11 protein-coding genes are annotated in these 14,427 nt (G+C 64.3%); 8 read left to right on the top strand and 3 right to left on the bottom strand.

Annotated elements, in window-relative coordinates:
* Positions 1-63: 63 nt before the first annotated feature.
* The 4 genes from ACFOW6_RS01950 (at position 64) to ACFOW6_RS01935 (ending at position 6,381) form a co-directional block, all read left to right on the top strand.
* Entirely contained in the window at positions 64-1,716 is a 1,653-nt protein-coding gene (locus ACFOW6_RS01950; protein ID WP_382420604.1) for an alpha/beta hydrolase, read from the top strand.
* A 147-nt stretch (positions 1,717-1,863) separates the two neighbouring features.
* Positions 1,864-2,793, top strand: coding sequence for an isoaspartyl peptidase/L-asparaginase family protein (locus ACFOW6_RS01945; RefSeq protein WP_382420602.1), 930 nt, complete (start codon positions 1,864-1,866; stop codon positions 2,791-2,793).
* A gap of 190 nt (positions 2,794-2,983) precedes the next feature.
* Entirely contained in the window at positions 2,984-4,282 is a 1,299-nt protein-coding gene (locus ACFOW6_RS01940; RefSeq protein WP_382420600.1) for an ATP-grasp domain-containing protein, read from the top strand.
* 71 nt (positions 4,283-4,353) lie between these two features.
* Positions 4,354-6,381, top strand: coding sequence for a CocE/NonD family hydrolase (locus tag ACFOW6_RS01935; RefSeq protein ID WP_382420598.1), 2,028 nt, complete (start codon positions 4,354-4,356; stop codon positions 6,379-6,381).
* Between the two features lie 9 nt (positions 6,382-6,390).
* Here ACFOW6_RS01935 and cphA read toward each other — a convergent pair whose 3' ends face one another.
* The 3 genes from cphA to ACFOW6_RS01920 form a co-directional block, all read right to left on the bottom strand.
* On the bottom strand, positions 6,391-9,012 hold the full coding sequence (cphA, locus tag ACFOW6_RS01930; RefSeq protein ID WP_382420596.1) for a cyanophycin synthetase: 2,622 nt from the start codon (positions 9,010-9,012) through the stop codon (positions 6,391-6,393).
* On the bottom strand, positions 9,009-9,884 hold the full coding sequence (locus ACFOW6_RS01925; protein WP_382420594.1) for a cyanophycinase: 876 nt from the start codon (positions 9,882-9,884) through the stop codon (positions 9,009-9,011). Before ACFOW6_RS01925 ends, cphA begins: the two co-directional genes overlap by 4 nt.
* Before the next feature lie 164 nt (positions 9,885-10,048).
* Positions 10,049-10,936, bottom strand: a complete 888-nt coding sequence (locus tag ACFOW6_RS01920) for a LysR family transcriptional regulator (protein ID WP_382420592.1) — start codon at positions 10,934-10,936, stop codon at positions 10,049-10,051.
* A gap of 90 nt (positions 10,937-11,026) precedes the next feature.
* Between ACFOW6_RS01920 and ACFOW6_RS01915 the strand changes: the two genes are divergently transcribed.
* The 4 genes from ACFOW6_RS01915 to ACFOW6_RS01900 all read left to right on the top strand — a co-directional run bounded on the left by ACFOW6_RS01915 (position 11,027) and on the right by ACFOW6_RS01900 (position 14,424).
* Positions 11,027-11,425 (top strand): CidA/LrgA family protein, encoded by a 399-nt coding sequence (locus ACFOW6_RS01915; RefSeq protein WP_382420590.1) that lies wholly within the window; start codon positions 11,027-11,029, stop codon positions 11,423-11,425.
* Entirely contained in the window at positions 11,418-12,128 is a 711-nt protein-coding gene (locus ACFOW6_RS01910; RefSeq protein WP_382420588.1) for an LrgB family protein, read from the top strand. Before ACFOW6_RS01915 ends, ACFOW6_RS01910 begins: the two co-directional genes overlap by 8 nt.
* A gap of 313 nt (positions 12,129-12,441) precedes the next feature.
* Positions 12,442-13,212, top strand: coding sequence for an SDR family NAD(P)-dependent oxidoreductase (locus ACFOW6_RS01905; RefSeq protein ID WP_382420586.1), 771 nt, complete (start codon positions 12,442-12,444; stop codon positions 13,210-13,212).
* A gap of 12 nt (positions 13,213-13,224) precedes the next feature.
* Positions 13,225-14,424, top strand: a complete 1,200-nt coding sequence (locus tag ACFOW6_RS01900) for an acyl-CoA dehydrogenase family protein (protein ID WP_382420584.1) — start codon at positions 13,225-13,227, stop codon at positions 14,422-14,424.
* Positions 14,425-14,427: the final 3 nt, after the last annotated feature.

Raw genomic sequence — 14,427 nt, 5'->3', positions numbered from 1 at the left:
GCGCACCCCTCAACGCCACGCCACGACCTTGAAATCCCAAGCACTCCCTGCAAGTGATCCGGCATGATCTCCAAGTTGCCCACCCGGTTTGCGCGGTCGTTCTGTACGGCGGGACTGCTGCTCGGAACGCTGTTCTTCGCCGCCTCGCTGACGCCGAGCCTTCTGCCGCGCACGGCACTGGTCCAGGGAGTGCTGTCCGGACTGGCCTTTGGCGCGGGCTACCTGCTGGGATTCTGGGTTCGCCGGCTGTGGCGGTACCTGGAACTGCCGGTGCTGAGGGGACGGCTCAGTCTTGTTGTGCAAGTGGCCGCCGCGCTCGTTTGTCTCGTCATTGCCGGCTATTTCCTCTGGCGCAGCGTCGGATGGCAGAATTCCATCCGGGCCGCGATGGACCTCGAGCCGACGGCCGAGGGGCAACACCTGCAAGTGGCTCTCGTGGCTGCAGCCGTCTTTGCTGGCCTGGTGCTCCTGGCGCGGCTGGTCCGCCTGGTCTTCGTGCTGGTCTCGCGGTTCATACGGCGGCACGTACCGCGGCGCTTCGCACAGGTGATCGGCTTTGCGCTGGTCGCGATGCTGCTGTGGTCGGCCGCGAACGGCCTGATCTTCAGTGTCGGCCTGAGGATGGCCGATTCCTCCTATCGGCAGTTCGATGCCCTGTTCGAATCCGACGTTGAGCAGCCGGCAGCACCCGTCATGGCCGGTTCGGCCGAGTCGCTCGTGGATTGGGAGGGGATGGGCCGCGCGGGCCGCAGGTTCGTTGCCCAGACGCCGAATGCGGAAAAGCTGGGGAAATTTCTCGATCAGGACGAGCCCATGCGGCCGGCCCGTGTCTACATCGGCCTCAACTCCGCAGATTCCATCGAGGCGCGCGCAGAGCTTGCCCTGGAAGAACTCAAGCGCATCGATGCCTTCGAACGCTCGGCACTGGTCATCGCCACGCCGACGGGCACGGGTGAGGTGGACCGCCCCGCCATCGTGCCCGTGGAGTACATGACGGGCGGGGACGTAGCGACGGTGGCCGTCCAGTATTCCTATCTGGCCAGTTGGCTGGCGCTGCTGACTGAGCCGGGTTACGGCGCCGACACGGCGCAGGCGGTGTTCGACAGAGTCTACGAGCACTGGCGCGACCTGCCCGCCGAGGAGCGTCCGGAGCTGTACCTGCACGGCCTCAGCCTGGGTGCGCTGAATTCCGATCTCTCCTTCGATCTCTACGACGTGGTGGGCGATCCCATCGACGGTGCCGTGTGGAGCGGCCCGCCCTTCTCGACGCCCACATGGCAATCGGCCACGCGGGAGCGGAAGGAGGGCTCGCCTGTCTGGCGACCCCGGTTCCGGGACGGGTCGGTCATCCGCTTCACCAACCAGCAGGACGCTCTCGACATTCCCGGCGCCGAGTGGGGGCCGATGCGCTTCGTCTACCTGCAATACGCCAGCGATCCGATCACTTTCTTCGAGCCGGAACTGTTCTACCGCCGTCCCGACTGGTTGACCGGGCGGCGCGGCCCCGATGTCTCGGATGCCCTGACCTGGTATCCGGCGATCACCTTCCTGCAGCTGATCGCCGACATGCCGGCTTCGATGGTAGGGCCGGTCGGCTATGGTCACGTCTATGCCGCAGAGGACTATGCCGATGCCTGGGCGGAGGTGCTCGATCCGACCGGCTGGGATGAATCGAGGATATCGCAATTGAAAGCGCATCTACGAGGCCGGTACTGACGCGCTCAAACGCCAGCTTTGGCGTGGCAGGTTGCGAACGTCGCACGACAGTGGCTTTCAGGCGACCAGCAGTCTAGAACAGGGGCTGGTTGCGGCGCCTGCGCGATGTTCGCAGGTCGGCATTCGTGAACTGACGAGAGTATGAAGATGCCACAGTCCTATGCATTGGCGATCCACGGCGGGGCAGGGGTGGTGCCGCGCTCCCAGATGAGCGATGCGCTGGCGAAACGCTATCATGCGAGCCTGAACGCGATCCTCGTGCAGGCTTCAGGAACTTTGCGCGAAGGCGGCTCCGCCCTCGACGCGGTGGAGCGGGCCGTCTGCGCGCTCGAGGACGATCCGCTTTTCAATGCCGGACGCGGCGCCGTCTATACGGCGGCCGGCACGCAGGAGATGGATGCCGCCATCATGGAGGGGCGGGATCGGCGGGCGGGCGCCGTCGGTGGCATTTTCGGTCCCCGAAACCCGGTGCGCGTCGCGCGTGCCCTGATGGAGGAAGACGGCCCCGTCTTCATGATTGGCGAGGGAGCATTGCAGGTGGCACGTCGGGCGGGGCTGCCGTTCGAGGACAGGGACTATTTCCATACGGCCGAGCGGAGGGAGGCCCTGGAGGCCTTCCTGGCGCTGCAGGAGCGTGGCGAAACAAGCACGGACCCGTCCTTGCTGCATGGGACGGTGGGGGCCGTTGCTCTGGACCAGGAGGGCAATCTGGCCGCCGCCACCTCCACCGGGGGCTTCACGGGCAAGCGGTCCGGCCGCCTGGGAGACAGCCCGATCATCGGTGCGGGGACCTATGCCGACAACGAGACCTGTGCGGTCTCGGCTACCGGGCAGGGGGAGATTTTCATGCGCTACACGGCGGCAAGCGAGATTGCCGCGCGCATGCGCCATGCCGGCGAAACGCTGGCGACAGCCGCGGAGCATGTCGTGGGCCGTATCCTGGCGCCTGCGGAAGGATCAGGGGGACTCATCACGCTCGACAGGCAGGGCAACATCTCCATGCCCTTCAATTGCGAGGGCATGTACCGCGGTTTCGTGACCGGGAACGACATGCCGGTCACCCGCATTTACGCATGAGCCCGCATTTACCGATTGGATGCCAGGCCGGTTGAACACGGAGTCGCCTCCCGGACTCGGCAAGAATGGCCGGTTGATGCCCATTCACCCCCCGATTTGCAGTATACTGCAAAGTCTGAAAGCCTAGAAGGGCGGGTCGCCATGCTGGTGAGTGTGCCTATCGGCGCTTCGGAGAACAGGGAGACAGAAAATGAAGAAGAATATATTCGTTATCGGCTTGAACGCGTTCAACCTGGAGAAGTTGAAGCGCCTGCGCGGTGCGGAAGACATGGAGTTCCACGGGGTGATCGAACCCGCGGCCGTCTACGACACGGAAGAGTTCGACATTCCGGCCATGCTGAGCGAGGCCGAGGCGCAGCTCTCCGCGTTCGATGGTTCCATCGACGCCATCGTCGGCTACATGGACTTTCCCGTTTCCACCATGCTGCCGATCCTCTGTGGCAAGTTCGGCGTGCGTACAACCTCGCTGGAAAGCCTGTTGAAATGCGAGCACAAGTTCTGGAGTCGGACGGTACAGCAAGAGGTCATCCCCGAGCATATCCCGGCCTTCACGGCCTTTGATCCCTTCGACGACAAGGCCCTGTCCAGGATTGGCGAGGCGGGTCTGTCCTTTCCCTTCTTCGTGAAACCCATCAAGTCGTCGGGCTCGCGCCTGGGCTTCCGCATCGACAATCCGGAGGATTTCGACCACGCCATCGAAAGGCTGCGCGCGGAGATCGGCAGCATCCAGGAGCCTTTCAATTTCGTTCTCGATCAGGCCGACCTGCCTAAGGAGATCCGCCAGGTCCATGGCGGTTACTGCATGGCCGAACAGGTGATCGGTGGTCGGCAATGCACCGTCGAGGGTTATGTCCACGACGGCGAGGTGGTGCCTTACGGTATCGTCGACTCCATCCGCTATCCGCAGGTGCTGAGCTTCTTCTATTACATGTATCCTTCGCGCTTGCCGGCGAACGTGCAGGACAAGATGGGCGAATTGACGAAGCGGATCATGAGTCATGTCGGCTTCGACAATTCGGCTTTCAACATCGAGTTCTTCTGGGACGAGGTGCAGGACCGGATCTGGCTGCTGGAGGTCAACACCCGCATTTCCCAGTCGCACTGCGACCTGTTCGAGAAGGTCGACGGGATCAGCCACCAGCAGGTGACCGTGGATCTGGGCCTGGGGCAGCGCCCCGACATGCCCTCGCGCGAAGGGGATTACAAGGTGGGCGCCGAGTTCTTCTATCGCGTATTCTTCACCGATGCGACCGTCAGCCGGGTGCCGCCACCGGAGGAGATCGAGGCCGCGGCGGCCAAGGTGCCGGGCACCTTTATCCGGTCCCAGGTTCACGAGGGCATGCGCCTGTCGGAGTTGCCCGAACAGGACAGTTACAGCTATGCCATTGCCTACATCTGGATGGGGGCGAGCAAGCAGTCGACCTTGCTTTGGAACTACGAGCGTGTATTGAAGAACATCCACTTCGAGTTCACCGATATCGAAGAATGAGTGAGGGCCCTGTCCGGCAGCTATTCTCGCCGGGCAAGCTTGCCGTATAGACAAGACCGAGAAAGGCGAGAATGGACATCGTTACCGAGTTCCCGCGAGAGGTGGTCGAGGAGGAAACCTGGATGACCCTGCCGGATGGCTGCAGGCTGGCCCTGCGCATCTGGCGCCCGAAGGATTCCGATGAGAGCCCCGTGCCGGCCATCATGGAATACCTGCCCTATCGCAAGCGCGATCTGACGGCCGAGCGGGACGTGGGCATGCATGCCTACTGGGCCGGGCACGGCTATGCCGGTGTGCGCGTGGACATGCGGGGCAGCGGCGAGAGCGACGGGGTGCTGCTGGACGAGTACCTGCAGCAGGAACTGGATGACGGCGTGGAGGTTTTGCGCTGGCTGGAGCAACAGCCCTGGTGCACCGGCGACTGTGCCATGATCGGCATCTCCTGGGGCGGCTTCAACGGCCTTCAGATCGCGGCCCTGCGGCCGCCGCAGCTGAAGTGCATCATCACCATCTGCTCAACCGACGACCGCTTTGCCGATGACGTGCACCACATGGGCGGCTGCCTGCTGGCGGACAATCTCTCGTGGGCGTCGACCATGTTCGACCAGAACGCCTGCCCGCCCGATCCGGCCCTGGTGGGTGAGCGCTGGCGCGAGATGTGGATGGAACGCCTGGCCGGCAGCGGGCTGTGGCTCAAGACCTGGCTCAGTCACCAGCGGCGCGATGCCTACTGGAAGCACGGCTCGGTCTGCGAGGATTTCTCGGATATCCAGTGCCCCGTCTATGCCATCAGCGGCTGGGCCGACGGATACGTGAACGCCGTTTTCCGCCTGTTGGACGGATTGCAGGTGCCGCGCAAGGGCCTGGTGGGCCCTTGGGCGCACAAATACCCACATCTGGGGGAGCCGGGACCGGCCATCGGGTTCCTGCAGGACTCCCTGCGCTGGTTCGATCATTGGCTGAAAGGACAAGAAACGGGGATTATGGACGAGCCCATGCTGCGCGTCTGGATGCAGGACAGCGTGGCGCCGAGCACGCGTTATGAACACCGTCCAGGACGCTGGGTGGCAGAGGCGAGCTGGCCTTCGCCGAAAATCGAAACGCAGGGATACCTGCTGACCCCAGGCCATGATCTTGTAGGTGACGCGGAAACCGAAGCGCCGGATGCGGCCATGGAGATCCGTTCGCCGCTGTTCGTGGGGCTCTATGCCGGGAAATGGTGTTCCTACAACGCGCCGCCTGATCTGCCGCACGACCAGCGCGAGGAGGATGGCGGGGCCCTGATCTTTCAGACGCCGCGCCTGGAGGAAGCCATCGAGATCTGCGGCCAGCCGGTGGTCGAACTGGAGCTGGAAAGCGATCAGACGGTTGCCATGGTCGCCGTACGCCTGATCGACATCGCGCCGGACTACAAGGCCACGCGGGTGTCCTATGGCCTGCTGAACCTGACCCACCGGGACAGCAATGAAACGCCGGAAAAACTCGTCCCGGGCAAGCGCTATCGTGTGCGGGTGCCCATGAAACACATCGCCCAGCACTTTCCGGTCGGACACGCCATTCGCCTGTCGATTTCCACCTGTTACTGGCCGGTGGCCTGGCCCTCTCCCAAACCGGCCACATTGACAATCCATACCCTGGGTAGCCGCCTTTACCTACCGCACCGGGCACCGCGACCGGCGGAGGACGGCATGCTGCGGGCCTTTGAGGAGCCTGAGACAGCCCCGCCGCTGGAAACGACCCTGATCGAGCCGATACGCGAGGAGTGGACCGTCATTCGGGATCTGGCGAACAACAGATCGACGCTACAGGTCATAAATGACGTGGGACGCTATCGGATCGAGTCGATTGACCTGGAAATCGCGGCGCGGACCACGGAGCGCTATTTCTACTCTGACGAGGATTACGACAGTATTGGCGGCTGGACCGAGTGGGAGCGGCATTTCCGTCGGGGCGACTGGCAGGTGCGCACCGTGACCCGCACGCTGATGACTTCGAACGAAACGGCCTTCCGCCTGCAGGCGACCCTCGACGCCTATGAGGGCGACAGCCGCGTCTATTCCCAGAGCTGGGACGAGGAAATCCCGCGCGACCTGGTATAGCCAGATGCCTCAGGTGTTTGGCGGCGGATCCTGGAAACTGCGGCCCTTGAGACGTTCGATGGCATAGTCGATGTCGTCCACCAGCAGGACCAGCAGGTCCCCCTCGCTCGCTGCATCCACAGCCTGTTCGATGGCGGCGCGTTCCTCCATCACCACTTCGACCTGACAGCCTTTGCCGCTGTTCTCGGCGCCGCGTTGCATCAGGCTGGCTGCCTCGCCCACGGGCCGACCACGCGGATCGGTCTCGCAGATGAAGAGGCGGGAATGCATGTGGGCCAACTGAGCGCCCAGGGCCTCCAGGTCCTCGTTGCGCCGGTTGCCCGGTGCGCTGGCAACGCTGATCCGCTGTTTCGGGCCGAGGCTGAAGACCAGTGTTTCCAGGGCCTTGAGTGCCGGGACGTTGTGACCATAGTCGATCAGGCACTTGACGCCGTCGGCCTCCACCAGGTTGACCCGTCCGGGCAGCTGTCCCGGCGTGGGGTGGAAGGTCTGCAGGCCCATCTTGATGTCGCCCATGTTCAGGCCCAAGGCATAGCCGGCGGCTGCCGCGGCCAGGGCGTTCTGGATATTGAAGGGGGCATGGCCTTCGAAGGTGATGGGCACGTCATTGACGTGAATGACCTCCGCCTCGACCTGGCCCTGGCGCATGACGATGAAGTCGTCGCGGACGGTGAAGGCCACGCCGTGGTTGGCGACATGTTTTTGGACCGGCTCGAAGTCGGGGTTCATGGTGAAATAGATGATCTTGCCGCGCGACCAATAGGTGCCTTGGTCCAGCACACGCGGGTCGTCGGCGTTTAGCACGCAGGTTCCTTCGGGCGAAACGGCATCGACCACCACGGTCTTGCAGCGCGCCAACTCGTCCAGGGTATGGATGTCGCCTTCGCCCAGATGGTCGCTGGCGATATTGAGCAGGATACCCACATCGCAGCTGTCGAAACCCAGGCCGCGGCGCAGGATGCCGCCGCGGGCCACTTCCAGGACGGCGTTCTCGACACCCGGCTCCTTAAGTACGGTGGAGGCAGCCTGGGGACCGCTGTAGTCGCCGCGCATGACCACGTGGTTGTCGATCTCGATGGTGCCGGTGCAGGCCATGCCGACGCGCCGACCGGCCTGGCGCAGCAGGTGGGATACCAGGCGTGTGGTGGTGGTCTTGCCGTTCGTGCCAGTGATCGCCGTGATGGGAATGCGGCCGTCTTCGCTCTCCATGGGGAAGAGCATGTTGAGGACGTGCTGACCCACGTCCCGCCCTTGGCCGTGAGTGGGCGAGGTGTGCATGCGGAAACCGGGACCGGCATTGACCTCGACCACGCCGGCGGACTGTTCTTCCAGTGGTTTGGTGAGGGTTTCGGCCAGGAGGTCGATACCAATGATGTCCAGGCCGATCAGGCGGCTGATGCGTTCGGCGGCATAGGCCACCTCTGGATGGACGTCGTCGGTCAGGTCGGTGGCCGTGCCGCCGGTGGACAGGTTGGCCGTGGACTTGAGGTAGACGACCTCGCCCTCGGTGATCACGCTGTCCATGGTCAGGCCGGCCTGGGAAATCAGGCGTTCCGTCTGCTCGTCCACGTGGATCTGGGTCAGCAGGTTCTCGTGCCCCACGCCCCGGCGCGGGTCCTGGTTCTCCCGCTCGATCAGCTTGCGCAGGCTGGTCTTGCCGTCGCCGGTCACATGTGCCGGCCGGCGCCGGGCTGCCGCGATGAGTTTGCCGTCGATGACCAGCAGGCGATGATCCTCACCCCTGACGAACTGTTCCACCACCACACTTTCGTGGCGTGCCAACGCAGCCGCGTAGGCATCACGCAGTTCCGTCTCCTTGGTGATGTTGGTGCTGACACCGCGTCCATGGTTGCCGACCAGCGGCTTGGTGGCCAGTGGATAGCCAATCTCGTCGGCTGCCTCCAAAGCTTCCTGAAGCGAGTTGCAGATTTGGCCCCGCGGCACCGGGATGCCGGCGTCGCCCAGGATCTGCTTGGTCCAGTCCTTGTCGTCTGCGATGCCATGCCCGATGATTCCGGTATTCTCGGTGACCGTGGCCTGGAAGCGTTTCTGTTTGCTGCCGTGGCCCAGCTGGATATAGCTGGTGTCCTCACTGAGGCGGAAATAGGGGATGTTGCGCCGCTTTGCGGCCTCGACGATCGAGGCCGTCGAGGGGCCAAGCATATGGGCGTCGCGAACCTCTTTCAGGCGCGCGATGATCGACTCCAGGTCGACATCCTGGTTGGTGTAGAGGCGCTCGACGATATCCACGGCCTCGCGGCCGGCTGCCAGGCCGCAGGCCTCGTCACGATAGCGGTAGCAGACGATGTAAATGCCAGTCTCGTAGCTGTCGACGGTCTTGCCGTAACCGACGGAGAAGCCGATCATGTTCTGCAGTTCGATGGCCACGTGCTCGACCATGTGGCCGGCATAGGTGCCGCGCTCCACGCGCTGCAGGAAGCCGCCGGGCTCGCCCACGGAACAGCGGTGCTCGTAGATGCCGGGCATCAACTCCTGCAGGCGTTCGGCAATGCCGGGCGCCTGGTCGCTGGGTTTCTGCTCCAGCTCCTCGATGTCCAGTCGCATGAAGATGGTCAGGTAGCGGCTGTAGTAGTTGGGCCCCCGCAGGGCCCTGTGTTCCATGATTTTCATACGGCACCCTTGGTCATTTCGGAGAGCAGCATATCAGAAATGTAGCGACGCTGCGTGACATCGAATCCATGGCCGCTGATCAGGGCGTGCATGATGATATGCTCGAGGGCCACCGGTTCGCCCTCGCTGAGTTCGGCAACGTTCGAGCTTATGATTTCGCGGGAATCCACGATGATGACGTGTCCGGAGCCAATGGCTTCCATGATTCCGCCGGGATGGAAGATTACGCCGGCATCCTCGCCCAGGCCGACGCCGATGTACTCGGGATTGGTCGCCCCGACTTCCATCAGGCGTGTGAAGCGCCCGCGCTCCAGGAAGTGGCTGTCGATCACGATGCCGTCCACGAAACCGAGGCCGCTGCTCATGCGCACGGCGCCCTTGCGCAGCGCATCGGCGGCCTGTCCATTGTAGATCATGGTGGCGGACATGGCGGCGGCTCCGGCGCTGGTTCCGGCGACAACGGCGCCCTTCTCGTGGCGCGCACGGATGGCCTCCAGCAGGGGCGAGCCGCCCAGCACATTGGTCAGGCGCAACTGGTCGCCGCCGGTGAAAAAGATGAGGCCACATTGGCCCACGGTTTCGATATGCTGTTCTTCGCGCGCGTCTTCACGCGAGCGTACGTCCATGCGGTGTATGCGTTCGACGCCCAGACGGCCGAACGCCTCTTCATAGACGGGGAAGATTTCATCGGGAATGCCGCTGGCGGTGGCGATGACGGCAACCTCCTGGTTCCCTTCGGGTGCAAGTGAGACGACCCGTCGGAGGATTTCCAGATCCGATTCCTTGTCTTCGGCCCCGCCAATGGCGACAAGGCGTCCGCTCATGGTGCCGCCCTTTTCCTCGAGTGTGGCTGTATTCGTGATTCCGCTCATCCCTGTTTGACCTCTACTCCTGCTATGCGCAGCCTTGCGCCTGCTTACCCTTCAACCTGCTTTTGGCTCGAAGGTCCAGTCCTAGTTCGCAACTACGGCCTGTTTTGGGCCGTGCTTCCCGCTCAAGTGTTGTGCGATCCGTTCAATGGCGCAGTTCCCCCATTCTAACTGTGTGTCCGGTTGGGTTGGGCGGCGAGTTCGAGCCAGGCCCGGGCCGCATGCGAGAGATAGGCGCCACGTCGCCACAGCAGCGCAATATGCCAGTGAAAGTCGGGATCCGCGACCACCACCGAGGCTACCCGGGGGTGGCGCCGTTTCTCTGCGATCATCCGGGGCAGGAAGCCGATCCCCATGCCGGCTGCAACCAGTTCGACGATGAACGAGATCTGGCTGCTGCGCGCGGCCACCTGGGGCGTGAACCCCTGGCGCCGGCAGGCGTCGAAGATGATGTGATCGATGGCGAACTCGGTCTTGAACAGCAGGAACGAAGAGGCCTTGAGTTGGGCCAGGTTTACCGATTCCGTCTCGGACAAGGGGTGATGGATCGGCAACAGGGCCACGATGGGCTCCTTGCAGACGTGCTGCCACTCGAACTCGTCGGAGACGGGCAGCAGGGAGGCCGCAAGGTCGAGCTCGCCGTCGCGCAGCAGTTCCTCGAGGCGCATGCTGCCGTGTTCCTGCAGCTCGATTTCAATGCCCGGGTAGTAGGCGCGGTAGGTGGCAAACAGCGGCGCAAACAGCACACTGCTGCCCACCGGGGGCAGGCCCAGACGCAGAATGCCGCGCTGCAATCCCTGCAGTTCCTCGAGTTCGCCCACGAGGTCGTCACGCTCCGCCAGGATCGTGAGGGCGCGCGCGTAGACGGTCTCTCCGGCCGCGGTCAGCCGGACGCTGCGGTGTCCGCGGTCGAGCAACTGGACTCCGAGCTCGTCCTCCAGCTGCTTCACGGCCTTGCTGACCGTGGACTGGGTCGAGAAGATCGTCTTGGCAGCCTGCGAGAAGCCCCCTTGGCGAACGACTTCTGCAAAGGCGCGCAGGGTCCGGAATTCCATATATATTCCATAGCAGAATAGTAATAATGAAAGCAATTCATTTTGCGCATGCTGCGAGGCGACATAAATTGGCTGGCAGAGGAGTGGACCATGAGACTCAGCCCTGTCACATATGCCCATGTCATGCTGCGTCGGAGCCGCTTGCTGCAGGCCGCGGTCCTGATCGGCTTCTGGCTCATCGGGGAGGGACTGGTGCGCGCGGCCGACCTGGGAATCCCGGGCGGCATCGTCGGCTTCCTGCTCGTGCTCGGCCTGTTGATGAGTCGGCGCCTCCGTCTCGAGAGCGTCAAGCGTGGCGCCGACTGGTTCGTCTCCGAGATGCTGCTGTTCTTCCTGCCCGCCGTGGTGGCGATCGTCGATCACGGCGAATTGGTCAGCCTGGCCGGTCTCAAGGCCCTGCTCGTGATCGTGGCCGGCACACTGGCGGTCATGCTAGTGACAGCCCTTACAGTCGATCTCTGCTATCGCTGGAGTGCGAAGCATGAGTGAGGGACTGCCAAGCCTGGACAATACGATGACCGTGCTGTTCTGGTCGGCGGTGACCATCGCGCTCTATGCAGCCTCGAAGAAGCTCTATCGCCGCTGGCCTGTTTGGTGGCTTTCCCCGCTGGCGGTGGCGCCGGTGGTCGTCATGGCCATCCTGCTCTCCGTCGGGACCGACTACCGGGAGTACCTGCAGGGCACGCGCTGGCTGCTGCTTCTGCTCGGGCCGACCATGGTGGCTTTTGCCGTTCCCGTCTTCGAGCGGCGGCATCTCATCCGTCGCCATTGGGCCGCGCTGACCCTGGGTGTCGTCGTCGGCAGTCTCACGGCCCTTCTGACGGCCTGGGGCCTCGCGTTCACGCTGGGACTCAGCGACCTGTTCCGCACCAGCATGCTGCCGCGCTCCACGAGCATGCCCTTTGCCCTGAAGGTCTCCTCAGACATTGGCGGCTTCCCGGAACTGACCGCCATCTTCGTCGTGTTGACCGGCGTGCTCGGTGCGGCCCTGGGCCAGCTCATGTTGCACTGGCTGCCGCTGCGCTCGGCCCTTGCCCGCGGCGCGCTGCTGGGCGTCGGCGCCCATGCCGCCGGCGTGGCCAAGGCGCACGAGGTCGGCCGGGAGGAGGGCTCGGTGGCCGGCCTGGTGATGATCCTGGTCGGTTTCGTCAATGTGCTCGGCGGTGGTGTCTTCGCACTGGGCTTCGTGTGAGCGGCTAACCATGACGGGGGCTCTGCGAACGTGCCTCGCAACCGGCTCGCAGGAGTGAGCGATAGCACATCCCGTCCATGCGATTCCCCAACATCACTATCGAGACGGGTTTCGGGCCAGGGCCGCTTCATGAATACCCGGAGTCGCTCCCGGCGATCCCCGGGGTTTGTGCCCCCAGCCAAGTTGTTGGTATGCTCGGGAAAATAAAGCACCTCCAGGGAGGAAAGACCTGCACCATGCTGACAGGGACGGGACTTGAGGAGATGCACGCGAAGCACCTAGGCGGCCTGCCGGAATGCGGGGACCGTCCGCTATGACCCTCTCAGGCGACCTGACGGACAGGCTTTTCGTCGTGACGGGCGCCTCGAGCGGGCTCGGTGCGCATTTCGCGGAGGTGCTGTCGCACGCCGGGGCGCGGGTGGCCCTGGTGGCGCGCCGGCGTGGCAAACTGGAGGTCCTGTCCGACAAGCTGGCCGCCCAGACGGGAACGGCCCCGGTGGTTGCCGAAGCGGATGTGCGCGATGTCTCCGCCATTCGCGCCGCCATTGCGGAGATCGTGGACAGCGCCGGGGTGCCGGACGGGCTGGTCAACAATGCGGGCACGGTCGACACGGCCAAGGCCCTGGACGTCACCGAGGACCACTGGGACACGGTGCTGGACACGAACCTGAAGGGTGCCTGGTTCTTCGCGAATGCGGTTGCGGAAAAGATGGTGGAGGCCGGCCGGACCGGGACGGTGGTCAATATCGCTTCCATCACGGCGCTGCGCCCGGCGGGCGCCGTGGGGCCCTACGCGATCTCCAAGGCGGGGCTGGCGCAGATGACGCGACAGCTCGCGGTGGAGTGGGCGCGTCACGGCATTCGCGTGAACGCCCTGGCTCCGGGCTATATCGAAACGGATCTGAACCGCGAGTTCTTCGCCAGCGAGGCGGGACAGGCGCTGATCAAGCGCGTGCCGCAACGCCGGCTCGGCCAGCTGTCGGACCTGGACGCCCCGCTGTTGATGCTGTGTGACGCGGCCTCCGCCTACATGACAGGGGCCGTCATCCCGATCGACGGCGGTCATTCCGTCAACGCGCTTTAGGGGAGCGGTTCCATGGATTTTGCCCTGCCGGACGAGGTCGAGGTGTTGCGCCAGAAGGTGCGCGGCTTCGTGGAGAGCGAACTGCTGCCTCTGGAAGCGGACCCCGAGAGCTACGGCGAGCACGAGAACATCGCCGAGCCGCTGCTCGAGCGCATGCGGGAGACGGCGAAATCGGCCGGGCTCTGGGCACCGCAGATGCCGGTCGACCGCGGCGGGCTGGGCCTGAACGTGCAGGCCATGGCCGCGTTCTACGAAGCGGCCAACCATTCGATCTTCGGTCCCGTCTGCTTCAACTGCGCCGCACCCGACGACGGCAACATGATGCTGCTCGAGAAGGTGGCGCGCGACGATCAGAAGCGCCGCTGGCTGCAGCCCATCGTGGACGGCAAGGTGCGCTCCTCCTTCGCCATGACCGAACCGGCCCCCGGTGGCGGCTCGGACCCCTCGATGATCCGGACGACCGCCGAGCGGGATGGCGATCTCTGGCGGATAAGCGGGCGCAAGTGGTTCATCACGGGGGCGCAGGCGGCGACGCACTTCATCCTGGTGGCGCGCACCTCCGATGACACGCGCAAGGGACTGACGGCCTTCCTGTTCCATCGCGACGATCCCAACTGGCAGATCGTGCGCCGGATCCCGATCATGGGCCCGGAAGAGCATGGTGGGCATTGTGAGCTGGTGTTCGACGGCCTGGAGATTCCCGACGAGAACCGCCTGATGGAGGTGGGCGACGGGCTGAAGGCCACGCAGATCCGCCTGGGCACGGCGCGCCTGACCCACTGCATGCGCTGGCTGGGCCTGGCGCAGCGGGCGATCCGGATCGCACGCGATTATGTCGAGGAGCGCGAGGCCTTCGGCATGAAGCTGGCGGAGCGCGAGTCGGTGCAGATGCAGCTGGGTGAGGCGGCCATGCGCATCGAGATCGGCCGCCTGCTGACCATGCGGGCCGCCTGGACCCTCGACCAGGGGGACAAGGCGCGCAAGCAGATCTCCATGGCCAAGATCGAGGTGGCCGACGCCCTGCACCAGGCCGTCGACACGGCCATACAGTTGAACGGCGCACGCGGCTACTCCAAGGACACGATTCTGGAATGGATCTATCGCTATGCCCGTCAGGCCCGCCTGGTCGACGGCGCTTCGGAGGTGCACAAGACCGTGCTGAACCGCTTCCTGCAACAGGAAGGCCAGGAGTTCTGGCGCTGGGGGGTCTGAGAA

Source organism: Fodinicurvata halophila, assembly GCF_042651425.1.
Classification (GTDB): Bacteria; Pseudomonadota; Alphaproteobacteria; order Kiloniellales; family DSM-21159; genus Fodinicurvata; species Fodinicurvata halophila.
This window is presented reverse-complemented; position numbering and strand designations above follow the sequence as displayed.